Here is a 24,449-nt window from a genome sequence, read left to right as displayed (position 1 = left end):
TTCCTGCCTTTTAATCAGTTGTGATGACGCACGGCGCGCAGAAACTCGTGGCGCGTATTCTGACTGGATTTGAACAAACCACCGAGGGAGGTCGTTGTCGTGGCGCTGGTTGCATCGCGGATGCCACGCGCTTTCACGCAGTAATGCACCGCATCGATGGAGACCGCCACATTATTGGTGCCCAGCAGCGTTTGTAGCGCAATGAGAATTTGCTGGGTCAGACGTTCCTGCACCTGCGGACGCTGGGCAAAAAACTGCACAATGCGGTTAATTTTTGACAGACCGATCACCGAATCTTTCGGGATATAGGCCACCGTCGCTTTGCCATCAATAGTGACAAAATGGTGTTCACAGGTGCTGGTCAGGGTGATATCGCGCACGGTGACCATTTCATCGACCTTCATTTTATTTTCAATGAGGGTGATTTTCGGGAAGTTGGCGTAATCCAGACCGGAGAAAATTTCATCGACATACATTTTGGCGATGCGATGCGGTGTTTCCATCAAACTGTCATCAGCCAGGTCGAGATTCAGCAGCTGCATGATTTCGGTCATATGACCGGCAATAAGGCTTTTGCGCGTTTCGTTATCCATTTCATGCACGGGCGGGCGTAGCGGTGTTTCCAGTCCTCGCGCAACTAACGCTTCATGAACCAGGGCCGCTTCTTTACTGAGTGATGGCATTTATATTTTCTCCTGCAGGTGTGACGCCTCCGCCCTGCGTGGGGGCAAAGTTATTAAGCTGATTAGCAGCCTGATTATTGTGCGTGAGGTGACGCACATAATCCAGTATTCACAGCGATAATTATTGTAATTGCCGCTGCCTTTCAGCCGTAGATGTTAAAACATCGTTATGCATATGCGGAAGTGAAAGTTACTCACAACACACTGAATAAACGGTATGATGAAAAAATTGCAAACAACATAACAAGGAGCCACGCATGGAAATGCTCGAAGAGCACCGCTGTTTTGAAGGCTGGCAGCAACGCTGGCGGCACGACTCCAGTACCTTAAACTGTCCGATGATGTTCAGCATCTTTCTCCCGCCTCCCCGCGATAACGCCCCGCCGCCAGTGCTGTACTGGCTTTCGGGATTAACCTGCAATGACGAAAATTTCACCACCAAAGCGGGTGCCCAGCGCGTGGCGGCGGAACTGGGGATTGTACTGGTAATGCCAGACACCAGCCCGCGCGGCGAACAGGTTGCCAATGATGACGGCTACGATTTAGGCCAGGGCGCAGGTTTTTATCTTAACGCTACGCAATCGCCATGGGCGGCGCATTACCGGATGTATGATTATCTGCGCGATGAATTACCGGCGCTGATTCAGTCGCAATTTAACGTCAGCGATCGCTGCGCCATTAGCGGTCATTCGATGGGAGGTCACGGCGCATTGATTATGGCGCTGAAAAACCCTGGCAAATACACCAGCGTTTCCGCCTTTGCGCCAATTGTGAATCCGTGCAGCGTCCCGTGGGGAATCAAAGCGTTTAGCGCCTATCTGGGCGAGGATAAAAATGACTGGGAGGAATGGGACAGTTGCGCGTTGATGTACGCCAGTAATGCGCAGGATGCGATCCCGACGCTTATTGATCAGGGCGATAGCGATCAGTTTCTTGCCGACCAGCTTCAGCCTGCGGTGCTGGCAGAGGCCGCTCGTCAGAAAGCGTGGCCAATGACGTTACGTATTCAGCCGGGTTATGACCACAGTTACTACTTCATCGCCTCTTTTATAGAGGATCATCTGCGCTTCCATGCGCAGCATTTACTGAAGTAAAACTTAGCCCGGTTCGCCGGGCATCTTCTCATCAGAAGCGATAATCCACCGCCATAAAGTAACGACGTCCGTCTTCGTTATAGCTGTAGTCGTCACGACTGAGATCTTTATCAGTCAGGTTCAGCACGCCCGCACGCAGTTTGACGTCTTTGGTCACCTGCCAGGCCGCGCCGGTATTCCAGATCGTATAGCCACCAGGCGTTTTGGCCGTATCACTGTCGGCACGTTTCTGTCCGGTATAGTGACCAGAAACATAGAATGACCAGTCTTCCAGCATCAGCGGTTTCCAGTCCAGCGTACCGTTAGCGGTATGGAACGGCAGGTCGGAAAGCGGTTTGTTTTCGCCATTGCTGACATCACGACCATCGTTGTAGGTGTAGTTGAGTGACAGCTTCCATTCGTCATTGAACGGAATTTTCAACTCAGTCTCCACGCCCTGAATTCGCGCTTTGTTAACGTTGTAGTAGCTGAATACCGGTATCCGTCGCCCGTTAGCGCCCGTTTCAAAACCGACAAAGTTCTGGTAACCCGGTGCAGCGTTAACGTCAGACGTGCGGCTGATGCTAATACGATCTTTCACATCGTTGCGGAAAACAGTCACGCTGGATTCAACCCCTTCCAGCCAGCCATCTTCACCCATGTAGTAAAGCCCCAGTTCCCAACTTTCGCTGGTCTCTGGTTTCAGATCCGGGCTGCCGACAATTTTACATGCACCACGGCAGGAATTTGTCGTCCAGTCAGGGCTAAGCTGCAACAAAGAAGGCGCTTTAAAAGCCGTTGCCCAGCCACCTTTCACGGTAACGGTGTCGGTAGCGTTATAGACCAGATAGGCACGCGGGCTCCAGTGATCGCCGTAGGTTTCATGATCATCCATACGCACGCCGGTCGTCAGCGCCAGTGGTTCAAAGATCCGCCATTCATCTTCCACAAACAGCGCGTACTGGCTGGCAGACGTTTTGGTGCTGGTGCCACCGGTCAGGTTTACTGCATCACTAAGTTTATCGTGACGCCATTCACCGCCAACCGTGACAAACTGATTAATCGCCGTCAGCGGCAGCGTGTATTTGCCATCAACGGTATTGCTTTCAGAGGTAATTGGGCTGCTGTTGCCAAGGTTTTTGTTTTCGACTTTCTCGCCGTAATATTTCAGTTCGCTGGTGCCGTAATCCCAGCGACCATTATGGCTGACAGAGTAGTTCTGGCGTTCCAGGCGGTTTTTGTCCAGCGAGTCGGAATCACGATCCTGACGGTCGAAACCGTAACCGGCGGTAAAATCGTGATTTTGATTCGGCGTCCAGGCAAATTCGACATTGCCGTCGCGGCTGGAGAATCCTTCAATACGCGGTGTTTCTCCGGTATCGGTGGTGGTTGAGTTTTGCGGGTCATCCTTTTCACGTTTCGCCAGGCTGCCGTAGGCTTTCATCCCCAGCACACCGTCAATTAATGGCCCGCTGGTGAAGAACTGACCGTTGTACGTGTCACCACGATCGCGATGTTCCTGAATGGTGGTATCGACCGTAACAGTGCCCGTCCATTTTTGACCGATTTTTTTGGTGATGATATTGACCACGCCGCCAAGCGCATCAGAACCGTACAACGAGGACATCGGGCCACGTACCACTTCAATACGTTCGATGGAATCAACCGGGATCCAGTTCAGATCAAAGTCATTGTGGCGAAAGACAGCATTGCGGGAGTTAACGCGTTTACCATCGACAAGAATCAGCGTGTAACTGCTGTCCAGCCCACGAATACTGACGCCCTTGCGGTTATCCCCTTCGTTAGTCAGTTGTACGCCCGGCACTTCTTTGAGGACATCTTTCAGGTTCTGTACTGGTTTACGCTGCAGGTCTTCCTGGGTAATGACGCTGATACTGGCAGGTGCGTCTTTAAGGTTTTGTTCAACGGAAGATGCGGTGACAACCATCGTCTCGCCATCATCATCAACCGCCAACACAGGCCATGCACAAGAAATTGCGGACAAACACAGCCCGACCCGTACGAAAGGGTTCAACCTAAACATTCCATATCTCCATGAGGTAACTACGAAAATAAAATGGGTTATCGCTCACATCTTCTTCACGTCCCCTTGCGTACGGCAGCATCGCGGTGGACTTTTTATAGGCAGGAGATCACTCCAGAAAGCCTGAACAGCCTCTGATTTGTCAGCCTTTTTTGATTTCCGCGTAACAATAATGCAAACGATAACAATTATCAATTCAATTGTTAAATTTTATATCCGCATGAATATCAAGGAAAAGAAAAAGCCCTCTCGGTTGAGAGGGCTTTATAAGGAAGGAGTAAAACTTATTTCTTATCGTTCTGCGGGAACTTCATTTCGCTGTAACGCACGAAGTGGGTTCCTTTAATCAACTTGTAACCAAACCAGATGGCCAGGAACAGCGGGATACCAATATAGGTTGCCGCTACGCCGCCCCAGTCGATGGTATCTTTCAGGAACGCCTCGTAGTTCTGGCCCAGGGTAATAATCAGACACAGAATGAAAGCGAAGATCGGTCCCAACGGGAAGAAGCCCGAACGGTACGGCAGGTCGTTAATGTCGTGTCCCTGCAATACATAGCCGCGACGGAAACGATAGTGGCTGATAGCAATCCCCAGCCAGGCGATAAAGCCTGTCATCCCGGAGGTGTTCAGCAGCCACAAATACACCGTCTGGTTACCAAACATGGAGGTCAGGAAACACAGACCGGCAATCACCGTCGTGGCATACAGCGCGTTACGCGGTACACCGCCACGTGACAGTTTGGCGAAAATACGCGGCGCTTTTCCGTCACACGCCAGGGTGTAAAGCATACGGGTAGATGCGTACATACCGGAGTTACCCGCCGACAGTACTGCAGTCAGAATGACCGCGTTCATCACCGCCGCCGCAGAAAGCAGCCCCGCGTGCTGGAACACCAGCGTGAACGGGCTGACGCTGATGTCTTTCACGTCGTTACGCAGCAGGCTTGGATCGGTGTACGGAATGATCAGGCTGATGATCAGAATCGCAAACACATAGAACAGCAGGATTCGCCAGAATACCTGACGCACCGCACGCGGAATATTTTTCCCAGGATCTTCAGATTCGCCCGCAGCAATACCAATCAGTTCGGTTCCCTGGAAGGAGAAGCCGACAATCATTGCCACACCGATCATCGCCGCAAAACCACCGGCAAACGGTGCTTCACCTATCGTCCAGTTGCTCCAGCCCACAGGCTGCGCGCCTTTGAAGATACCGATAATCATCATCACGCCGACGACGATAAAGATAATCACTGTTGTGACTTTGATCAGTGAGAACCAGTACTCCGCTTCACCAAAGCCTCTGACCGAAATGTAGTTCAGCAGGAAAATGACGCCAAGGAACAGCGCACTCCAGATCCAACCGGGAACATCCGGGAACCACCAGCTCATGACTAACTGCGCAGCCACCAGGTCAACGGCGATAGTCACCGCCCAGTTGTACCAGTAGTTCCAGCCCAGCGCGAAGCCAAAGCCCTCTTCCACATAGTTCTGACCGTAAGTCGCAAACGAACCAGACACTGGCATATACGCCGCCAGTTCGCCAAGACTGGTCATCAGGAAGTAGACCATCAGGCCAATCAAAATATACGAGAGCAGCGCCCCGCCCGGACCTGCCTGAGAAATCGTTGCGCCAGAGGCAACAAAAAGACCCGTACCGATGGAGCCGCCAATGGCAATCATCGTCAGGTGACGCGCCTTTAATTCACGGCGTAAGCCCGGCGCTTCTGTTGTTTTAGTTTCGGAAACCATACAAAAATGCTATCCATCTTAAAAATGAGGCGCGATTGTAGCAGACGATTTGCAATCCTTCCGGTAGAAATGCGCTTTTATAAGAGACCTTCATGATCGCCCAGGAATTATAAGTAAAGCAGCCAATCTCTTTTCTGGCGAATGCATGACGCTGGCGCTGCGTCACGAAATCGACACAGCACCAGCATGTTCCTGTATCGCGACTTAACGCGGCACATTAGCGGGATCGCAATAGTCCAGAAAGCGCCGTAGCGCGTTGGAAAGGTGTTTTTGCCGATGATGAATACGCCACAACGTACGCATCAGGCGCGGTAGAGGGACAGCAACTTCACTTAATGTGCCAGCCTGTAATTGATCTTCTATTACCCGTCGCGACAGGCAGCTAATTCCCAACCCATGACGCACCGCGTGTTTGATAGCTTCGGAGTTACCTAATTCCATCGCCATCTCAAATTTCGGTAAATGCGACAGTAACAGATAATCGACAATCTCCCGCGTGCCGGAACCACGTTCGCGCAGGATCCACGGCGCAGCGGCCAGTTGTTCTAAGGTGACCGGACCACGAGCCAACGGCGAAGTCGGCGCGGCGAAAACCACCAGCTCGTCTTCCAGCCACGGCTCAGAAATGATTTCAGTGCTGTGGCATGGTCCTTCAATAAAGCCAATATCAACGCGGAAATCCAGCACCGCCTGCATCACGTCCTGGCTGTTACCAACGCTAAGTTCAATCGGCAACTGCGGGTAATCATGGCGATAACGGGCGATAACTGCGGGCAGGATGTAATTACCAATGGTGCTACTGGCGTAGACACGAATCGCGCCGTTGTCTTCGCGAAACAGTTGTTCGATTTCGACGGCCTGTTCCAGCAATGCCAGCGCACGCGGGTAAAGCAGCCGTCCGTGCTCATTGACCACCAGTCTTTTACCCACGCGATCAAACAGTTGCACGCCTAGCTGCCCTTCCAGATCGGTCAACGCCGCGCTCACTGCTGATTGCGACAACGCCAGCATCACCGACGCCTGGGTGGTGGATCCACTTTTCAATACTTCTGCAAAAACTTCCAACTGTCGAAGGGTGATGTGCATAGTCGCTTACCACTTATAAAGATTAATTATAAATATATAATCAATTTTATTTTTAAACCAGTTAGTCGTAACCTTATGCCCGGATAAAGGAGAGGGTTATGACGAATATCACCTTACAGAAACAACATCGTACACTGTGGCATTTCATTCCGGGGTTAGCCCTGAGTGCAGTTATCACCGGGGTCGCCCTGTGGGGTGGTTCCATTCCCGCTGTTGCGGGTGCCGGGTTTAGTGCCCTCACTCTCGCAATCCTGTTGGGGATGGTTTTAGGTAACACAGTATATCCGCATATCTGGAAAAGCTGTGACGGCGGTGTGCTGTTTGCCAAGCAACATTTACTACGTCTGGGTATTATTCTTTACGGTTTCCGTTTGACGTTTTCACAAATTGCCGATGTCGGTATCAGTGGGATCATCATTGACGTGTTGACACTGTCCAGCACCTTCCTGCTGGCCTGCTTCCTGGGGCAGAAAGTGTTTGGCCTGGATAAGCACACCAGTTGGTTGATCGGTGCTGGTAGCAGTATTTGTGGTGCTGCGGCGGTTCTGGCGACTGAGCCGGTAGTGAAAGCGGAAGCCAGTAAAGTGACCGTGGCTGTTGCAACCGTCGTTATCTTCGGGACCGTCGCGATTTTCCTCTACCCGGCGATATATCCGCTGATGTCTCAATGGTTTAGTCCGGAAACTTTCGGTATCTACATTGGTTCGACTGTGCACGAAGTGGCGCAGGTGGTGGCGGCAGGTCATGCCATCAGCCCGGATGCAGAAAACGCAGCAGTTATTTCCAAAATGCTGCGCGTGATGATGCTGGCTCCGTTCCTCATCCTGCTGGCGGCACGTGTTAAACAGCTGTCTGGGGCTAATGGCGGCGAGAAAAGCAAAATCACCATTCCGTGGTTTGCCATCCTGTTCATCGTCGTTGCCATCTTTAACTCGTTCCACCTGTTACCGCAGAGCGTGGTGAACATGCTGGTAACGCTGGATACCTTCCTGCTGGCAATGGCGATGGCGGCGCTGGGTCTGACTACTCACGTCAGCGCGCTGAAAAAAGCCGGGGCGAAACCTCTGCTGATGGCACTGGTACTGTTTGCCTGGCTGATTGTTGGTGGTGGTGCGATTAACTATGTGATTCAAAGCGTCATCGCATAAACCACTACATCTTGCTCCTGTTAACCCGCTATCATTACCGTTTTCCTCCAGCGGGTTTAACAGGAGTCCTCGCATGAAATACATTGGAGCGCACGTTAGTGCTGCTGGCGGTCTGGCAAATGCCGCAATTCGCGCCGCCGAAATTGACGCAACCGCGTTTGCCTTGTTCACCAAAAATCAACGTCAGTGGCGTGCCGCCCCCCTCACGACACAGACCATCGATGAATTCAAAGCCGCCTGTGAAAAATATCACTACACGTCGGCGCAAATTCTTCCCCATGACAGTTATCTGATTAACCTCGGACATCCGGTCGCTGAAGCCCTGGAAAAATCACGCGATGCGTTTATAGATGAAATGCAGCGTTGCGAACAACTGGGGCTTTCTTTGCTCAACTTCCATCCTGGCAGCCATCTGATGCAGATTTCAGAAGAGGATTGCCTTGCGCGCATTGCGGAATCCATCAACATTGCGCTGGATAAAACACAAGGCGTGACAGCGGTGATTGAAAATACCGCCGGTCAGGGCAGCAACTTAGGGTTTAAATTCGAACATCTCGCGGCGATTATCGACGGCGTGGAAGATAAATCCCGCGTCGGCGTCTGCATTGATACCTGCCATGCTTTTGCCGCTGGGTATGATTTGCGTACTCCAGCCGAATGCGAGAAAACGTTCGCAGATTTTGCCCGTATTGTCGGCTTTAAATATCTGCGTGGGATGCACCTCAACGATGCAAAAAGCACCTTTGGCAGCCGCGTTGACCGCCATCATAGCCTCGGTGAAGGCAATATCGGTCATGATGCGTTCCGCTGGATCATGCAGGACGACCGTTTCGACGGCATTCCGCTGATCCTTGAAACCATCAACCCGGATATCTGGGCAGAAGAGATCGCCTGGCTAAAAGCGCAACAAACTGAAAAAGCGGTAGCCTGAAGATGAATAACCGGGAGAAGGAGATCCTTGCAATTTTACGGCGTAACCCGCTGATTCAGCAGAATGAAATTGCTGACATGCTGCAAATCAGCCGTTCGCGCGTTGCGGCGCATATTATGGATTTAATGCGCAAAGGGCGGATTAAAGGCAAAGGTTACATTCTCACTGAGCAGGAATACTGCGTAGTGGTGGGGACAATCAATATGGATATTCGCGGGATGGCGGATATCCGTTATCCGCAAGCAGCTTCTCATCCCGGTACGATTCATTGTTCGGCAGGCGGCGTTGGGCGCAATATCGCCCACAATCTGGCATTGTTAGGCCGCGACGTCCATTTACTCTCGGTGATTGGCGATGATTTTTATGGCGAGATGCTCTTAGAAGAGACGCGCCGTGCCGGGGTGAATGTCTCTGGTTGCGTTCGTTTACATGGTCAAAGCACATCGACGTATCTGGCAATTGCCAATCAAGACGAACAAACCGTACTGGCGATTAATGATACCCATCTGCTGGAACAGTTAACGCCGCAATTATTGAACGGATCACGTGATTTACTTCGTCATGCGGGCGTGGTACTGGCAGATTGCAACCTGACTGCCGAGGCGCTGGAGTGGGTCTTTACCCTCGCCGATGAAATCCCGGTATTTGTCGATACCGTTTCAGAATTCAAAGCGGGCAAAATCAAACACTGGCTGGCGCATATTCACACCCTGAAACCCACTTTGCAGGAACTGGAAATTTTATGGGGAAAGGCGATCACCAGCGATGCTGACCGTAATGCCGCAGTGAATGCGTTGCATCAGCAAGGTGTTCAGCAACTGTTTGTTTATTTGCCCGATGAATCCGTTTATTGCAGCGAAAAGGATGGCGAGCAATTTTTGCTGACTGCGCCAACGCATACGACGGTGGACAGTTTTGGTGCCGACGATGGTTTTATGGCAGGCCTGGTGTATAGCTTTCTGGAAGGAAACAGTTTCCTTGACAGCGCCCGTTTTGCGATGGCCTGCGCGGCAATTTCGCGCGCCAGCGGCAGCATAAATAACCCTACCCTGTCTGCCGATAACGCGCTTTCATTAGTGCCGATGGTGTAACAATGCTGCCGGATGCGACGCTTGACGCATCTTATCCGGCCTTGTTATCAACACTTAGTGGGTTTTGATGTAGCCGCGCACGCACTCTTCGACTAATCCCCAGAACCAGTCGGTATCGATGGTGATGCCGACTTTGGTATTAGCGGGCTTGCCGAGAACGCCCAGCTTGTCGCAGACGGTACGCCCGTAGCAAGGGCCGCTGTTGACGTCCACTTCGACGTACATTTCCTGGGTTTTAATACCATCAGGGTTGATTAGATAACCGATGCAGGTGGCGTCATGCACCGGACCGCCAGCCAGGCCATAGTTTTCGAACTGCGTTTTGAGAGTGAAGTTCATGATGTCGCTGAACAGCTCGCCGGCAGGGCCGCCTGCCCTTTCCATCCGCGCAATCACATCCGGGGTACACACGGTCTGGTTAGTGAGATCGAGGCCCATCATCACCAACGGAACGCCGGAGGTGAACACCACGCGTGCGGCTTCCGGGTCGGCAAAGATGTTGAACTCGGCAGACGGGGTGAAGTTGCCAGTACCGTAAGCGCCGCCCATCAGCACAATTTCACGGATTTTTGGCAGGATCGCCGGTTGCATACGCATCGCCACGGCGATGTTTGAAAGCGGCCCCACCGGCACCAGAGTGATATCGCCTTCACTTGCCATCAGGGTATCGATGATATATTTCACCGCATGAGTGCTTTCTGCCTGGCGGGTCAGCGGCTCGAATACCGGGCCATCCAGTCCGGTTTCACCGTGAATATTATCGGCAACGATTTGTTTGCGCATAATTGGCTGCGGCATTCCCGCATAAACCGGAACATTAATCTCCAGTTTCTGACAAACATTCAGGCCATTAATTAATGTTTTATCAAGCGTCTGATTACCCGCCACAATGGTGATACCTAATAAATCAATCGCCGGATGTTTCGCGGCCATCATTATGGCAATAGCATCATCATGACCCGGATCACAATCCAGAATAATTTTTCTCTTTTCCATTGTTTATTTCCCCTGTTTCAAGTTGCGTTATTTTTTCTACAGCAAAGAAAATTCGACCGGCCGATGATTGAATCTTAACAACAGCGTACGTATGCTAAATATGAGAAATCTCATAGCGGATAAACATCGTGAAAGAAATCCACAATAATGAACTTAAACAGCAACTGATTGGTGAGTCCGCATTTAATGAGTGCTTTTCAACGGATGTTTCAGCCGATACGCGGCTGTTTCATTTTTTAGCGCGTGACTACATTGTGCAGGAAGGGCAACAGCCGTCCTGGCTGTTTTATCTGACGCGAGGCCGCGCCAGGCTTTACGCCACGCTTGCCAATGGGCGCGTGTCGCTGATTGATTTCTTTGCCGCGCCCTGTTTTATTGGCGAGATTGAGTTAATCGATAAAGACCATGAACCGCGTGCGGTGCAGGCTATTGAAGAGTGTTGATGTATTGCGCTCCCCATGAAACACTACCGCCCGCTATTATTAAACGACACGCTATTTTTACGAAAACTCTGTGTCGCCTTAAGTCATAAAAATTATCGCAATATTATTTCTTTAACTCAGAATCAATCATTTCCGTTAGTGAATCGCCTGGCAGCATTTATATTACTCTCGCAGGAAGGTGAACTTTATCACGAAAAGCATACGCAAGCGGCAGAGTATTTAGGCGTTTCTTACCGACACCTTTTATATGTTCTCGCACAATTCATTCACGACGGTTTATTAATTAAAAATAAGAAAGGGTATCTGATTAAAAACAGAAAGCAGTTGTCAGGACTGGCGCTGGAGATGGACCCGGAGAATAAATTCTCCGGGATGATGCAGTAAAAATTATTTGCAATAGCGCGATAGCCGGATGCGGCGCTTGACGCGTCTTATCCGGCTTACAAATCGAGCATTACGCCAGCCCAATAAAGAACCCGGCAATGGTCGCACTCATCAGGTTGGAGAGCGTAGCCGCTGCCAGCGCACGTAATCCAAGCTGGGCGATTTCCGGCGCGCGTTTTGGCGAAATAGCCGAGAACGCCCCAACGACAACACCGATAGAACCAAAGTTAGCGAAACCACAAAGCGCAAAGGAGATAATGGCAACTGTTTTCACGTCCAGCGTGCCGCCCGTTTGCAGATATGGCGAGAAACTCAGGTAAGCGACAAATTCGTTAATCGCCAGTTTCTGTCCAATCAGGCTACCCGCAAGATTGGCATCACTCCAGTCCACGCCCATGATCCACGCCAACGGTGCCAGAACATAGCCAAAAATACTTTCCAGAGAGGCATTGGCAAAACCAAACCAGCCGCCAATTCCACCGATAATGCCGTTGATCAGCGCAATAATCGCCACAAACGCCATCACCACCGTCGCCACACCTGCGGCAATTTTCAGTCCGGTCATCGCACCGCTTGCCGCTGCTTCGATAAAACTTTTTGGCGGCGTTTCGCTGAACGACAGGTTTTCAAATGTCACCTGCGAAGGCTCGGTCGCCGGGCTAAGAATACGCGCAAACAAAATACCGCCGGGGATCGCCATCAGCGATGCCGCTAACAGATAGTCAATCGGCACACCCATTCCGGCATAACCAATCATCATCGAACCGGCAATAGATGCCATGCCGCTACAAATTGCGGTAAACAACTCGTTGCGATTCATGCGATCAATAAACGGTTTAACGATCGCCGGGATCTCGTTTTGCCCAAGGAAAATGGTGGTGACCGCGACAAAAGATTCTATTTTGCTGATGTTGAGAGCTTTCTGGAAAATACTGCCAAGAATGCGGATCAGCAGTCCCATCACGCCAATGTAGTACAGCAGACTGATGAGCGCAGTAACGAAAATAATCGCCGGAAGTACGCGAAAGGCGAAGATAAAGCCCGCGCCATCAAACAGGACATCCATTTTCGGCCCCACCAGCGAACCAAAAATAAAGGCGCTACCCGCATCGCTGTAGGACATGACTTTATGGACGCCCAATGCTGCCTGTTCTACCGCCCATTTTCCCGGTGGGAAGTAGAGCATAATGCCGCCAATGGCGATTTGCAGCAGCAGCGCGGCTCCAACCGTGCGCAAACTGATGCTCTTTTTATTCACTGACAACACAAACGCTATTGCCAGTAACACCACCATCCCCACAACACTTCTCATTATATCCATAATGATTTCCCTTCATGCCCGTAAACCCGGCGCCAGCGCCAGGTTTCAGTATGTATGATGAGTACGGGCGACGGCTTTCTGCCCGTCAGAAATTAACCCGCGAGACGCTGGTATTCTTTGGCAATTTCGCTCGCCAGAATGGCGTTGTTAAACACCAACTGGATGTTGGATTTCAGGCTATCGCCACCGGTCAGTTCCGCAACGCGTGCCAGCAGGAACGGCGTACTTTCTTTACCGATTACACCTTGCTCTTCAGCTTCGGCAACTGCCTGATCAATTGCAGCGTTAATACTTTCTTCCGGCATCGCAAACTGTTCCGGAATTGGGTTTGCCACTACCAGGCCACCGTTCAGACCGCTTTGCCATTTCACCGCCATCGCACGGGCAATTTCGCTGGCGCTGTCGAGGCGGATACTGACTTCAAACGGGCTGGTGCGGCAGAAAAACGCTGGCAATGCTTTGGTCTGATAACCAATCAACGGCACACCGAAAGTTTCTAAATATTCGGTGGTTAAGCCTAAATCGAGAATAGATTTTGCTCCGGCACAAACTACGGTGACATTAGTGTGCGCCAGTTCCTGTAAATCGGCGGAAATATCGAAAGTATTTTCCGCCCCGCGATGAACACCGCCAATACCGCCGGTGGCAAATACTTTAATTCCTGCAAGCGCAGCAATAATCATGGTGGAAGCAACGGTGGTTGCACCATTTTTTCCGGCAGCAACAACAAAAGGTAAATCGCGACGGCTAACTTTCGTTACGTTATGTCCTTCACGACCCAGCAATTCAATTTCTTCTTTGCTTAAGCCCACTTTCATCACGCCGCCAATAATAGCGATAGTGGCTGGTACAGCGCCCTGTTGACGAATAGTTTCTTCTACTTCAATTGCGGTCTGGGCGTTTTGCGGGAACGGCATCCCGTGAGAGATAATGGTCGATTCCAGCGCCACAACCGGTTTTTTGTTTTTTAAAGCGTCCTGCACTTCCGGGGAAATTTGTAATAATTCAGGGGAAATTTTTAATTCAGACATTCTGCGTTCTCCACTAACGATATAACGTTGGCAATCGATAAATCGGGGTTATTGGTGTATTCACAGGAGAGCGCCATTGACGAACATCCCTGTGCAAAACGAACAGATTCGGCAAACGGCATCCCGTCTACCCAACACGAAGCAAGTCCCGCCATCATGGCATCGCCCGCTCCGGTAACATTAATGACATTGGTTTTAATCGGTGCAGACCAGCCGTTTTCGCCGCTGATATCACTGTAATAAACACCATCGCCACCCATGCTCAGAACCAGTCGGTTCAGGCCATGTTGATGGAACCAGGCGGCAACCTTTGCCACATCTTCACTTCCGGAAAGCGCAATCCCGCTCAGGGTTTCTGCTTCCAGACGGTTTGGCTTCAGGGTGTGAATTTGACTTAATCGCTCACGTACTTTGACGCATTTCCAGGCCGAAACCGGATCGACAAATACCGGTACGTCGGCGGCATTATCCAGAATCCAGACCAATGCCTCTTCACTGATATTACAGTCTGCGACAATGACCTTAGCCCCCTGAATAAATTCACGGTGCTGTGCGAGATATTCCGCTGAAATACAGTTGCTAATATTCATGTCATTTATAGCAACCAGCATTTCACCGGTATTATCGAGTAATGATAAATAGCTCGACGTATTTTCCCCTGGCACAATCAGACATTTATCGACATAAACGCCGGATTGATTGGTTTGCGTTAGCAGCGATTGACCATAAAAATCACTGCCTACGGCGCTCAGTAGCCAGGCTTTATTCCCCAGCAACGCGAGGTTTTGTGCGATATTGCGCCCTACTCCACCGGGAGTAAATTTTATTTTCCCTGGATTTGAATCCGCATAGTTTAATGATTCATGTGAATATCCGGCGACATCAATATTCGCCGAACCTATAATTACGACATAATCCTTTTCGCGCATAGCACGTCCCCTGGTAAAAAATTACCAACTCTGTCAATCCACAAGAATATAGGTACTGCAAAGACGGTTTAAACATGTGTTCATATTTAAACATGTGCTCATAGTATGCATGTTTTACTTAAAGTAAATTACCGCCAGAGGGGCAAAATGAGCAGATTTGAACAGGCTCACAAAACGCTATTATTGGCGGTTTTAGAAAAAGCGAAGAAATTGTGAAGTGATGCACAGAACGAAAACAATAAAAAAGGGCAGAAATTAATCTGCCCTTGAGGAAATGACGTTACTGTTTGATGAGAGTGTCAGCTTTCTGTTGGAAAATAAAACCATTCAAAATCATAGAATTGCCGTCAACAATTTATCACTCACCTTGCACTCATCAAATGATACAGGGCAGAAAATTTCTGCCCTGTAGTTCACGTTTTATTATGCTGCTTTCGCCACAACGTCCGCTTCCGGACGTTTCAGGAAGGCATAGGCCAGACCCGCCACCAGCGTACCAGCAATAATTGCCACCAGGTAACCCAGTACCGGCGTAATGGCGCCAGGGATCAGCAGAACAAACAGACCACCGTGCGGTGCCATCAGTTTCGCACCAATCGCCATTGAGATTGCGCCAGTCAGCGCCCCACCCACGATACAGCACGGCAGCACACGCATCGGATCACGAGCAGCAAACGGAATTGCACCTTCCGAAATAAAGCACAGTCCCAGTACCAGAGCGGCTTTGCCACCTTCCTGCTGCGCTTTGTCGAATTTGCGACGCGCCACCATTGTTGCCAGGCCCATTGCCAGCGGTGGCACCATACCTGCCGCCATAATCGCCGCCATCGGGCCATAGGTTTGAGTACTCAGCAGACCCACACCGAACGCGTACGCTGCTTTGTTTACCGGACCGCCCATGTCAGTACACATCATGCCACCGAGGATCGCCCCCAGCAGAACCGCATTCGCAGTACCCATGGTTTGCAGCCAGTGAGTCAGACTTTCGAGGATGCCAGCAACCGGTTTACCGATCAGGTAGATCATCGCCAGACCGACCACCAGACTGGAAATCAGCGGAATGATCAGAATCGGTTTCAGCGCCTCCATACTCTGTGGCAGTTTCAGTTGCGTACTGATTAACTTCGCGATGTAACCCGCCAGGAAGCCCGCAATAATCCCGCCAATGAAGCCAGAACCGGTGCTGACCGCCAGCATACCGCCAATCAGACCCGGCGTGAGACCCGGACGATCGGCAATGGAGAAGGCAATGTAACCCGCCAGTACCGGCACCATCAGCGCAAAGGCTGAACCACCGCCAATCTGCATCAGCGCCGCCGCCAGCGTCCCTTGCTCTTTAAACGCTTCGATACCAAAAGCAAAGGAAAGCGCGATACACAGACCACCCGCAACCACCATTGGCAGCATGTAGGAAACGCCCGTCAGCAGGTGACGGTACGCGCCTGCACTCTCTTTCTTACCTTCAGTAGTTGCCGTTTGAGCTTTGCCCGCCGGTTCGTAAGGCGTCGCTTCAGCAACCGCTTTATCCAGCTCCTGCGCCGTTTTCTTCAGCGCCAGACCGGTAGAAGTGCGATACATCGGTTTACCGGCAAATTTTGCCAGATCCACTTCGATATCTGCTGCCACAATCACCAGATCCGCTGCTGCCACTTCTTCAGGCGTGATCGCGTTACCCGCACCAACGGAGCCACGAGTTTCAACTTTCACCCACCAGCCACGTTTTTTCGCTTCGGTTTCAATGGCTTCAGCAGCCATAAAGGTATGTGCTACGCCAGTTGGGCAAGCAGTCACCGCAACCACGCGTTTCGGGCCGCTGGCGGCAATCGGTGCTGTCGCAGCGGCCGGCGCAGTGTAAGGCTTCGCATGGCCTTTGGCTTCACTCAGGAACAGCTCAGGGTGCGCGACTGCGCGGGAAATATCGCCCAGCCAGACATTTTTACCGTTCAGCGCGCTGTCGTTCGGGATGGAATCACCCAGAACAATCGCCATTTCAGCGTCGTTCGGATTGTCGATGATTTCCAGTTTTGCTTTTCGCGCCGCCGCGCCCAGCAGGGTCTTCGCCATATAGGCGCGTGCCTGACCGAGATTAGCGTCAATAATCAGCAGCGTTTTCATTATGCCTCTCCTGCTGTCAGTTAAAAGGTTGTAAGTCGACGCGCGCCATCATTGCGGCCAACTGCGGACGATCGGTAATACCCACATTGCTTTGACTGACCGCCAGGGCTGCAACAGCCGTTGCCAGACGCAGTGTGTGTTCACTGGATTCACGCATCAGCAAGCCATAAATGAGGCCGCCAACCATGGAATCCCCTGCGCCAACAGTGCTTACGACATCGACTGACGGTGGTTTGGCGATCCATTCGCCGGAGGCATTAACCCAAAGCGCGCCTTCGGCACCCAGTGAAATTACGACATGCGCGATACCTTGTTCACGTAGCGCATGTGCAGCTTCAATGACATCTTTCATTTCAGGCAGTTTACGGCCTGCCCAGATTTCCAGCTCGCGACGGTTAGGTTTCACCAGCCACGGTGCCGCTTTCAAACCTGCCACTAATGCTTCGCGGCTACTATCAAAGATAATGCAAGGACACTGACTACGCAGGCGAGTCATCCAGTCGGTGAATGCTTCCGGGCTGACGCCTGACGGTAAGCTGCCGCTGACACAGACCATATCGAACTGACCGAGCCAGCTCAGAGAATCAGTCACAAAGCGTTCCCAGTCGGCAGGAGTGACTTCAAACCCCGAGAAATTGAGGTCAGTGACTTCGCCGTCTTTTTCCGTCAGCTTAACGTTAATGCGGGTACGCCCCTGAACAACCTGGAAACGGTTGGCAATGCCCAGCTCGCTGAACAGTTGCTGAAATCCGTCCTGATTGTCTTTACCCAGGAAGCCGCCAACGGTGACATCAATACCCAGATCTTTCAGAACTTTGGCAACATTGATACCTTTACCCGCCGCATGAAGACCGGTAGTTTTCACCAGGTTCACTTCGCCGCGCTCAATTTCCGGGCAGAAACCAACAAGGTCATACGCCGGATTGAGGGTGATCGTAGCAACACGTCTGCTCATTACGCGCCCTCCCCAAGACCTGCGGCGATGGCGTCGCCAATTGCCTTCAGTGCCTGTTCAGCATCCGCCCCCTGGGCGGTAAAGCGCAGGCGATGACCTTTCTTAACGCCAAGTGCCACAACTTTCATCAGACTACGTCCGTTTGCCGGTTTGCCGGTGCCATCAAGGTTTGTCACGGTAATATCACTGTTAAATTGTTTAATGGTATTGACCAGCATGGTGCCTGGACGAGCATGCAGGCCGTGTTCGTTGCGCACCACAAACTCCGCGCTTAACACGTCGTCAGTCGGCGCATCATCGCTGGTCAGCAGTGCCAGCAATGTTGCCGCATCCGCTTTCAGCAAACGGTCAGCTTTATTGTCGAGTAACAGATCGGCGAGACGCTTAAGAACCGCGACGGGCTGATCGTCATTCATTGCCACACTCACCAGCATGGCTGCCGTTTCGCCGTCCACATCAAAAGCATTTGCCGCACGGCTTACCGCAATCGCGCTACGCAGGTTGCCTTCGGCGCTATCGCTCAGCCAGATGCCCTGTCCGAGATTCAGCGGCTGTTCATTGATGGCTTTGGTGACGAAGGTGGCGTCAACGGCCCCCGCTTCTTTCAGACGCGCAGCGTTCAGCGCCTGAAGAGTCAGCAGATCGCTGGCAACGATATCCAGCGTCAGCATTTCGTTGTCGAGTTTCAGCTGCTCACTCTGCTTTTCGCCCATCAGCAATGCGCGAAGTTCTTCTGCTGTGGTGGCTGACTTCAATTGTTCAGCAACGGAATCATCGCTCAGTACGTGGGTCAACTGGCGCAGCAGACCCAGATGTTCGTCCGAGCTGGCGGCAATACCGATCGCCACGTACGCCACCTGACCGTCACCCCAGGTGACGCCTTCCGGGAACTGAAACACCTGAACGCCGGTTTTAAGCACCTGATCGCGGGTGTCGGTGGTGCCGTGGGGAATGGCAATACCATTGCCGAGGAACGTTGAGGTTTGCTGCTCGCGCGCCAGCATGCCATTGACGTAGCCTTCAGCTACATTACCGGCCTGCACCAGCGCCGCAGCGACCTGGCGAATCGCCTCTTCTTTGTCTCCGGCCTTTTCGCCCGGATGGATGTCCTGTACGGATAACTGGAACATAGTTCTCCTCTCTTGCTGAATTGAAACGATTCAGCCTCTATGAGAAAAAAAGCGCCAACCTGGCTTAGGGTTAAAGACAAGATCGCGCTGAAACGTTTCAAGAAAGCATAATACTTCTGTTTCAGCACGCAAGGGAAGCTGTAAACTTATGACCAAAAGTTTGATGTGCTGCACAATTTTTTGTCATTTTTCCTAATTGCTGACGGGAGAAATCCGTTGTCAGCAATTTCATTTCAGCAGCGTCAGCAGACAATCAACAAGAGTGAAATGGCATTTTGATTATTCGTGGCGAGTTTGATTTCACTGACTGTTTATTTTCTGACAAGCAGCGTAAACTCCGCGTCTCCATCTTTCAGTGATCGACCAGCATGCATAACTCCCCCGCAGTCTCCAGCGCGAAATCGTTTGACCTGACATCGACGGCGTTTTTAATCGTTGCCTTTCTCACCGGTATTGCGGGCGCTCTGCAAACCCCAACTCTCAGTATATTCCTTACCGATGAAGTGCACGCCCGTCCGGCGATGGTGGGATTCTTCTTTACCGGCAGTGCTGTCATCGGGATTCTGGTGAGTCAGTTTCTCGCCGGACGCTCTGATAAGCGCGGCGATCGTAAATCACTGATTGTCTTTTGCTGCCTGCTAGGCGTGCTGGCCTGCACCCTTTTTGCCTGGAACCGCAACTACTTTATTTTACTGTTCGTTGGTGTCTTTCTTAGTAGTTTTGGCTCTACCGCCAACCCGCAAATGTTTGCTCTTGCCCGTGAGCACGCTGACAAAACCGGGCGTGAAGCGGTGATGTTCAGCTCTTTTTTACGTGCTCAGGTTTCGTTGGCATGGGTCATTGGTCCGCCGCTGGCTTATGCTCTGGCGATGGGGTTCAGCTTTACGGTGATGTATCTCAGCGCAGCAGTGGCGTTTATTGTCTGCGGCGTGATGGTGTGGCTATTTTTACCATCGATGCAAAAAGAGGTTCCGCTGGCGACCGGCACGGTTGAAGCGCCGCGCCGTAATCGTCGCGATACGCTACTGCTGTTTGTCATTTGTACGTTGATGTGGGGGTCAAATAGCCTGTACATCATCAACATGCCACTGTTTATTATCAACGAATTACATCTTCCTGAGAAACTGGCGGGCGTGATGATGGGAACCGCCGCAGGCCTGGAAATCCCGACCATGTTGATTGCGGGTTATTTTGCCAAACGTCTGGGTAAGCGTTTCTTAATGCGCGTTGCCGCCGTGGGTGGCGTCTGTTTTTACGCAGGTATGCTGATGGCGCATTCACCTGTCATTCTGTTGGGCTTGCAGCTACTGAATGCTATTTTTATTGGCATTCTGGGTGGCATCGGGATGCTCTATTTTCAGGATCTGATGCCTGGTCAGGCGGGTTCAGCAACCACGCTCTATACCAATACGTCTCGTGTGGGCTGGATCATCGCGGGGTCAGTGGCGGGCATAGTCGCCGAAATCTGGAATTATCACGCCGTGTTCTGGTTTGCGATGGTGATGATTATCGCCACTCTGTTCTGCTTACTGCGGATTAAAGATGTTTAAGGCGCGGTAAGTATTTCCAGATCGATAAGCCAGGTCATCGCCTGCTGACGCGTGTTACCGCACATTTCAGCACTGGCTTGTAAACCTGCGCAAACTTTCGGACGTAGCGGCGATGTAAAAATTTTACAACGTTGCTGTTCATCAAGCTGAATGCAGGGCGTATTGGCGGGCTTGCCATCTGGCATACCAGGTATAGGGCTGGAAATTGAAGGGGCAGTGCAACACGCCCCGCAACCCGGACGGCATTCCATACGTTGTTCTCTTAAGGTTAACCACCGGATTGATGGGCGCGCACAGTACCACCTTTTTTGCACCAGCAAAAGTGCGAATACCACTTGCCTGAAAGGCTCGTCGCGAGTAGTTTGACGCGATATTTTTGACATTTTCGATAACAGGAATTTTTCGATGCCAAGAGCGAACGAAATTAAAAAAGGTATGGTACTGAATTACAACGGCAAATTGCTGCTGGTTAAGGATATTGATATTCAGTCTCCCACCGCCCGTGGTGCCGCTACGCTGTACAAAATGCGTTTTTCTGATGTCCGTACCGGGCTGAAAGTGGAAGAACGCTTCAAAGGCGATGATATCGTTGACACCGTAACGCTGACCCGTCGTTACGTTGACTTCTCCTACGTCGATGGCAACGAATATGTCTTTATGGATAAAGAAGACTATACCCCGTATACCTTCACGAAAGATCAGATCGAAGAAGAACTGCTGTTTATGCCAGAAGGCGGTATGCCGGATATGCAGGTTCTGACCTGGGACGGTCAACTTCTGGCGCTTGAACTGCCGCAAACCGTTGATCTGGAAATCGTTGAAACCGCACCGGGCATCAAAGGCGCGTCTGCCAGCGCCCGTAACAAACCGGCGACATTGAGCACCGGTCTGGTCATTCAAGTACCAGAATATTTAAGCCCGGGCGAAAAAATTCGTATCCATATCGAAGAACGCCGTTATATGGGACGTGCTGACTAATTTCAGCCACATTCAGAAAAGGGATAGCTCAGGCTGTCCCTTTTTTAATTTATTATACCAATCTTTTATTTTGCGCTTCCTGAACATCGTTCTCCCGCAATATTCACCAGTACATTGATCGCCCTCACACTTCACCGCATTAACAATCCAGACCAATTTCAATTGCTGTCATATAACTTTACACTGTCGTTGTTAATTAATCGTTACTAAGACGTGACTCCTATGAATACAATCGCCTCCGTTACACTCCCGCAGCACGTACACTCGCCCCGCTACGATCGGCAACAATTGAAATCCCGTATCGTTCATTTTGGGTTTGGAGCCTTCCACCGTGCGCATCAGGCACTATTAACCGACCGTGTGCTGAGTGCGTTGGGTGGTGACTGGGGAATTTGTGAAATCAGCCTGTTCAGTGGTGATCAGCTGATGAGCCAGCTTCGCGCGCAGGATCATTTATACACCGTGTTAGAGAAAGGCGCAGACGGTAACCAGGCGATTATTATTGGAGCCGTTCGCGAGTGCCTGAATGCAAAACTGGATTCATTAGCGGCAATTATTGAGAAGTTTTGCGAGCCGCAGGTGGCAATTGTTTCCCTGACGATTACCGAAAAAGGCTATTGCATTGACCCGGCGACCGGTGCACTCGACACCAGCAATTCGCGGATTATTCACGATCTACAAAACCCTGAAGAGCCTCACTCCGCGCCAGGCATTCTCGTCGAAGCACTGAAACGCCGCCGTGAACGCGGCCTTGCACCGTTTACCGTGCTCTCCTGCGACAACATTCCCGATAATGGTCATGTGGTGAAAAACGCGGTGCTGGGGATGGCGGAAAAACGTTCGCCAGAACTTGCGGAATGGATAAAAGATCACGTCAGCTTTCCGGGAACCATGGTAGACCGCATTGTCCCGGCAGCAACCGACGAATCACTGGAGGAAATTAGCCAACATCTGGGCGTGAATGATCCCTGTGCGATTAGCTGCGAGCCGTTTATCCAATGGGTGGTTGAAGATAACTTTGTCGCGGGGCGCCCTGCCTGGGAAGTCGCTGGCGTGCAGATGGTCAATGATGTCCTGCCGTGGGAGGAGATGAAACTGCGTATGCTTAATGGTAGTCACTCTTTTCTCGCTTATCTGGGTTATCTCGCAGGATTCGCCCACATCAGTGATTGTATGCAGGATCGCGCATTTCGCCGTGCCGCCAGAACGTTAATGCTGGATGAGCAGGCGCCGACGCTGCGGATCAAAGATGTCGATTTAACACAATATGCGGATAAGTTAATTGCACGTTTTGCTAACCCGTCGCTGAAACATAAGACCTGGCAAATCGCGATGGATGGCAGCCAGAAATTACCGCAGCGTATGCTGGCAGGCATTCGCATCCATCTGGCGCGCGGAACAGACTGGTCATTGTTGGCATTAGGCGTTGCAGGCTGGATGCGGTATGTGTGCGGTGTTGATAATGCCGGAAATGCTATTGATGTTCGCGATCCGCTTAGCGATAAAATTCGCGACCTGGTTGCGAGCAGCAGCAGTGAACAACGCGTAATCGCCCTGCTTTCTCTGCGTGAAGTTTTCGGTGATGACCTGCCAAATAACCCGCATTTTGTTCAGGCTATCGAACAAGCCTGGCAACAAATCGCGCAGTTTGGAGCGCATCAGGCACTATTAAATACCCTCAAAATTTAACGATTTCTGCGGTTAAAGCGGATGAAGCCCGCCTTCGTCCGCTCTCCCCTTCTCTTTTCTGCCTTTTTTAGCCAGGATTAACGCACAGTTAACTTATCAGAGTATTGCGGAGCCGCTGTGACCAGGACCAACCTCATCACCGGTTTTCTCGGCAGCGGGAAAACCACGTCGATTCTTCATCTGCTGGCCCATAAAGATCCAAACGAAAAATGGGCGGTACTGGTTAATGAATTTGGGGAAGTCGGAATTGATGGCGCTTTGCTCGCCGATAGCGGCGCATTGCTGAAAGAGATCCCCGGCGGCTGCATGTGCTGCGTTAATGGTTTACCCATGCAGGTAGGGTTGAATACTTTGCTGCGCCAGGGAAAACCAGACCGCTTGTTGATAGAGCCAACCGGGCTGGGCCATCCGAAACAGATCCTCGATCTATTAACCGCACCGGTCTATGAACCCTGGATCGACTTGCGCGCCACGTTGTGTATTCTCGACCCACGCCTGCTACTGGACGAAAAAAGCGTCAAAAATGAAAACTTCCGTGACCAGTTGGCTGCCGCAGACGTCATTGTCGCCAATAAATCCGACCGCGCGACGCCCGAAAGCGAGCAAGCGTTGCAACGCTGGTGGCAACAAAATGGTGGCGATCGGCAATTAATTCACTGCGAACATGGGCAAATTGAAGGTCATCTTCTGGATTTACCCCGTCGCAATTTAACCGAGTTGCCTGCCAGCGCCGCCCATTCACATCAGCATACCGTGAAAAAAGGGTTAGCGGCTTTAAGTCTGCCAGAACATCAACGCTGGCGTCGCAGTCTGAACAGCGGACAAGGACATCAGGCCTGCGGCTGGATTTTTGACGCCGACACGGTGTTCGACACCATTGGCATTCTGGAATGGGCACGACTTGCACCGGTGGAACGCGTAAAAGGCGTAATGCGCATTCCAGAAGGGCTGGTGCGAATCAACCGTCAGGGCGATGACCTGCACATTGAAACGCAAAACGTTGCACCGCCGGATAGCCGTATTGAGCTGATCTCCAGCGGCGAAACTGACTGGAACGCCTTACAAAGCGCGCTGTTGAAGCTTCGTTTAGCGACCAGCGCGTAAGGTTGCCTGCGTTT

20 protein-coding genes and 1 pseudogene are annotated in these 24,449 nt (G+C 51.4%); 9 read left to right on the top strand and 12 right to left on the bottom strand.

Annotated elements, in window-relative coordinates:
* Nucleotides 1-14: 14 nt before the first annotated feature.
* Nucleotides 15-683 (bottom strand): GTP cyclohydrolase I FolE, encoded by a 669-nt coding sequence (folE, locus tag BEG40_RS04850; RefSeq protein WP_001139613.1) that lies wholly within the window; start codon nucleotides 681-683, stop codon nucleotides 15-17.
* Nucleotides 684-940: 257 nt separating this feature from the next.
* On the opposite strand from folE, the gene yeiG reads away from it, so the two are divergent.
* Entirely contained in the window at nucleotides 941-1,777 is an 837-nt protein-coding gene (gene yeiG / locus BEG40_RS04835) for an S-formylglutathione hydrolase (RefSeq protein WP_105284985.1), read from the top strand.
* Between the two features lie 31 nt (nucleotides 1,778-1,808).
* Here the strand turns inward: yeiG and cirA are convergent, their stop codons facing one another.
* From cirA to yieE, 3 genes are all read right to left on the bottom strand, one after another.
* Nucleotides 1,809-3,800: a catecholate siderophore receptor CirA gene (gene cirA, locus BEG40_RS04830; RefSeq protein WP_105284984.1), complete on the bottom strand. Its 1,992-nt coding sequence runs from the start codon at nucleotides 3,798-3,800 to the stop codon at nucleotides 1,809-1,811.
* Between the two features lie 284 nt (nucleotides 3,801-4,084).
* On the bottom strand, nucleotides 4,085-5,554 hold the full coding sequence (gene lysP / locus BEG40_RS04820) for a lysine-specific permease (protein ID WP_000253268.1): 1,470 nt from the start codon (nucleotides 5,552-5,554) through the stop codon (nucleotides 4,085-4,087).
* 204 nt (nucleotides 5,555-5,758) lie between these two features.
* Entirely contained in the window at nucleotides 5,759-6,640 is an 882-nt protein-coding gene (gene yieE / locus BEG40_RS04810) for a DNA-binding transcriptional regulator YeiE (protein ID WP_000548303.1), read from the bottom strand.
* Nucleotides 6,641-6,738: 98 nt separating this feature from the next.
* Here yieE and BEG40_RS04805 point away from each other — a divergent pair, with 98 nt between their 5' ends.
* The 3 genes from BEG40_RS04805 to BEG40_RS04795 all read left to right on the top strand — a co-directional run bounded on the left by BEG40_RS04805 (nucleotide 6,739) and on the right by BEG40_RS04795 (nucleotide 9,810).
* Nucleotides 6,739-7,788 carry a YeiH family protein gene (locus BEG40_RS04805; RefSeq protein WP_016231822.1) on the top strand — a complete coding sequence of 350 codons (1,050 nt, stop codon included), beginning with the start codon at nucleotides 6,739-6,741 and terminating at the stop codon, nucleotides 7,786-7,788.
* Nucleotides 7,789-7,861: 73 nt separating this feature from the next.
* On the top strand, nucleotides 7,862-8,719 hold the full coding sequence (gene nfo, locus BEG40_RS04800; protein WP_000873880.1) for a deoxyribonuclease IV: 858 nt from the start codon (nucleotides 7,862-7,864) through the stop codon (nucleotides 8,717-8,719).
* 2 nt (nucleotides 8,720-8,721) lie between these two features.
* On the top strand, nucleotides 8,722-9,810 hold the full coding sequence (locus tag BEG40_RS04795) for a sugar kinase (RefSeq protein WP_105284983.1): 1,089 nt from the start codon (nucleotides 8,722-8,724) through the stop codon (nucleotides 9,808-9,810).
* A gap of 54 nt (nucleotides 9,811-9,864) precedes the next feature.
* Here the strand turns inward: BEG40_RS04795 and rihB are convergent, their stop codons facing one another.
* Nucleotides 9,865-10,806 (bottom strand): ribosylpyrimidine nucleosidase, encoded by a 942-nt coding sequence (gene rihB, locus BEG40_RS04790; protein WP_105284982.1) that lies wholly within the window; start codon nucleotides 10,804-10,806, stop codon nucleotides 9,865-9,867.
* A 128-nt stretch (nucleotides 10,807-10,934) separates the two neighbouring features.
* Between rihB and BEG40_RS04780 the strand changes: the two are divergent.
* Nucleotides 10,935-11,633 (top strand): annotated as a pseudogene (locus BEG40_RS04780) (transcriptional regulator YeiL).
* Between the two features lie 70 nt (nucleotides 11,634-11,703).
* Here the strand turns inward: BEG40_RS04780 and BEG40_RS04775 are convergent.
* From BEG40_RS04775 to fruB, 6 genes are all read right to left on the bottom strand, one after another.
* A complete protein-coding gene (locus BEG40_RS04775; RefSeq protein ID WP_000353892.1) occupies nucleotides 11,704-12,954 on the bottom strand; it encodes a NupC/NupG family nucleoside CNT transporter in 1,251 nt (416 codons plus the stop codon).
* Nucleotides 12,955-13,046: 92 nt separating this feature from the next.
* Nucleotides 13,047-13,985, bottom strand: a complete 939-nt coding sequence (gene psuG, locus BEG40_RS04770; protein WP_001292481.1) for a pseudouridine-5'-phosphate glycosidase — start codon at nucleotides 13,983-13,985, stop codon at nucleotides 13,047-13,049.
* Nucleotides 13,973-14,914 carry a pseudouridine kinase gene (locus BEG40_RS04765; protein ID WP_001208149.1) on the bottom strand — a complete coding sequence of 314 codons (942 nt, stop codon included), beginning with the start codon at nucleotides 14,912-14,914 and terminating at the stop codon, nucleotides 13,973-13,975. The genes psuG and BEG40_RS04765 overlap by 13 nt, the downstream gene beginning before the upstream one ends.
* Nucleotides 14,915-15,337: 423 nt before the next feature.
* The gene (fruA, locus tag BEG40_RS04760) at nucleotides 15,338-17,029 is read right to left on the bottom strand and encodes a PTS fructose transporter subunit IIBC (protein WP_000854431.1); all 1,692 of its coding nucleotides are present in this window, start codon (nucleotides 17,027-17,029) and stop codon (nucleotides 15,338-15,340) included.
* A gap of 16 nt (nucleotides 17,030-17,045) precedes the next feature.
* A complete protein-coding gene (fruK, locus tag BEG40_RS04755) occupies nucleotides 17,046-17,984 on the bottom strand; it encodes a 1-phosphofructokinase (RefSeq protein ID WP_000091270.1) in 939 nt (312 codons plus the stop codon).
* Entirely contained in the window at nucleotides 17,984-19,114 is a 1,131-nt protein-coding gene (gene fruB / locus BEG40_RS04750; RefSeq protein WP_000487253.1) for a fused PTS fructose transporter subunit IIA/HPr protein, read from the bottom strand. The genes fruK and fruB overlap by 1 nt, the downstream gene beginning before the upstream one ends.
* Nucleotides 19,115-19,482: 368 nt before the next feature.
* On the opposite strand from fruB, the gene setB reads away from it, so the two are divergent.
* A complete protein-coding gene (setB, locus tag BEG40_RS04745) occupies nucleotides 19,483-20,664 on the top strand; it encodes a sugar efflux transporter SetB (protein WP_105284981.1) in 1,182 nt (393 codons plus the stop codon).
* Here setB and BEG40_RS04740 read toward each other — a convergent pair.
* Nucleotides 20,661-20,915, bottom strand: a complete 255-nt coding sequence (locus BEG40_RS04740; protein ID WP_024165195.1) for a YkgJ family cysteine cluster protein — start codon at nucleotides 20,913-20,915, stop codon at nucleotides 20,661-20,663. The genes setB and BEG40_RS04740 overlap by 4 nt on opposite strands.
* Before the next feature lie 154 nt (nucleotides 20,916-21,069).
* Between BEG40_RS04740 and yeiP the strand changes: the two genes are divergently transcribed.
* From yeiP to yeiR, 3 genes are all read left to right on the top strand, one after another.
* Nucleotides 21,070-21,642 carry an elongation factor P-like protein YeiP gene (gene yeiP / locus BEG40_RS04735; protein WP_001136827.1) on the top strand — a complete coding sequence of 191 codons (573 nt, stop codon included), beginning with the start codon at nucleotides 21,070-21,072 and terminating at the stop codon, nucleotides 21,640-21,642.
* A gap of 222 nt (nucleotides 21,643-21,864) precedes the next feature.
* The gene (locus tag BEG40_RS04730) at nucleotides 21,865-23,331 is read left to right on the top strand and encodes a mannitol dehydrogenase family protein (RefSeq protein WP_105284980.1); all 1,467 of its coding nucleotides are present in this window, start codon (nucleotides 21,865-21,867) and stop codon (nucleotides 23,329-23,331) included.
* 117 nt (nucleotides 23,332-23,448) lie between these two features.
* Nucleotides 23,449-24,435 (top strand): zinc-binding GTPase YeiR, encoded by a 987-nt coding sequence (gene yeiR, locus BEG40_RS04725; RefSeq protein ID WP_105284979.1) that lies wholly within the window; start codon nucleotides 23,449-23,451, stop codon nucleotides 24,433-24,435.
* The last annotated feature ends 14 nt before the right edge of the window (nucleotides 24,436-24,449 follow it).

It is taken from the genome of Escherichia sp. MOD1-EC5495, assembly GCF_002965965.1.
GTDB classification, from domain to species: Bacteria; Pseudomonadota; Gammaproteobacteria; order Enterobacterales; family Enterobacteriaceae; genus Escherichia; species Escherichia ruysiae.
Note: the sequence above shows the minus strand (reverse complement) of the source record. Positions and strands in the feature narration are given on the sequence as shown.

Bases quoted from the DNA above. Each gene is read 5' to 3' on its own strand.
- BEG40_RS04730 (WP_105284980.1), top strand. From the start codon at position 21,865: ATGAATACAATCGCCTCCGTTACACTCCCGCAGCACGTACACTCGCCC.
- nfo (WP_000873880.1), top strand. From the start codon at position 7,862: ATGAAATACATTGGAGCGCACGTTAGTGCTGCTGGCGGTCTGGCAAAT.
- psuG (WP_001292481.1), bottom strand. From the start codon at position 13,985: ATGTCTGAATTAAAAATTTCCCCTGAATTATTACAAATTTCCCCGGAA.
- setB (WP_105284981.1), top strand. From the start codon at position 19,483: ATGCATAACTCCCCCGCAGTCTCCAGCGCGAAATCGTTTGACCTGACA.
- lysP (WP_000253268.1), bottom strand. From the start codon at position 5,554: ATGGTTTCCGAAACTAAAACAACAGAAGCGCCGGGCTTACGCCGTGAA.
- yieE (WP_000548303.1), bottom strand. From the start codon at position 6,640: ATGCACATCACCCTTCGACAGTTGGAAGTTTTTGCAGAAGTATTGAAA.
- BEG40_RS04795 (WP_105284983.1), top strand. From the start codon at position 8,722: ATGAATAACCGGGAGAAGGAGATCCTTGCAATTTTACGGCGTAACCCG.
- yeiG (WP_105284985.1), top strand. From the start codon at position 941: ATGGAAATGCTCGAAGAGCACCGCTGTTTTGAAGGCTGGCAGCAACGC.
- cirA (WP_105284984.1), bottom strand. From the start codon at position 3,800: ATGTTTAGGTTGAACCCTTTCGTACGGGTCGGGCTGTGTTTGTCCGCA.
- fruB (WP_000487253.1), bottom strand. From the start codon at position 19,114: ATGTTCCAGTTATCCGTACAGGACATCCATCCGGGCGAAAAGGCCGGA.
- BEG40_RS04805 (WP_016231822.1), top strand. From the start codon at position 6,739: ATGACGAATATCACCTTACAGAAACAACATCGTACACTGTGGCATTTC.
- fruK (WP_000091270.1), bottom strand. From the start codon at position 17,984: ATGAGCAGACGTGTTGCTACGATCACCCTCAATCCGGCGTATGACCTT.
- BEG40_RS04740 (WP_024165195.1), bottom strand. From the start codon at position 20,915: ATGGAATGCCGTCCGGGTTGCGGGGCGTGTTGCACTGCCCCTTCAATT.
- BEG40_RS04775 (WP_000353892.1), bottom strand. From the start codon at position 12,954: ATGGATATAATGAGAAGTGTTGTGGGGATGGTGGTGTTACTGGCAATA.
- yeiP (WP_001136827.1), top strand. From the start codon at position 21,070: ATGCCAAGAGCGAACGAAATTAAAAAAGGTATGGTACTGAATTACAAC.
- BEG40_RS04765 (WP_001208149.1), bottom strand. From the start codon at position 14,914: ATGCGCGAAAAGGATTATGTCGTAATTATAGGTTCGGCGAATATTGAT.
- folE (WP_001139613.1), bottom strand. From the start codon at position 683: ATGCCATCACTCAGTAAAGAAGCGGCCCTGGTTCATGAAGCGTTAGTT.
- rihB (WP_105284982.1), bottom strand. From the start codon at position 10,806: ATGGAAAAGAGAAAAATTATTCTGGATTGTGATCCGGGTCATGATGAT.
- fruA (WP_000854431.1), bottom strand. From the start codon at position 17,029: ATGAAAACGCTGCTGATTATTGACGCTAATCTCGGTCAGGCACGCGCC.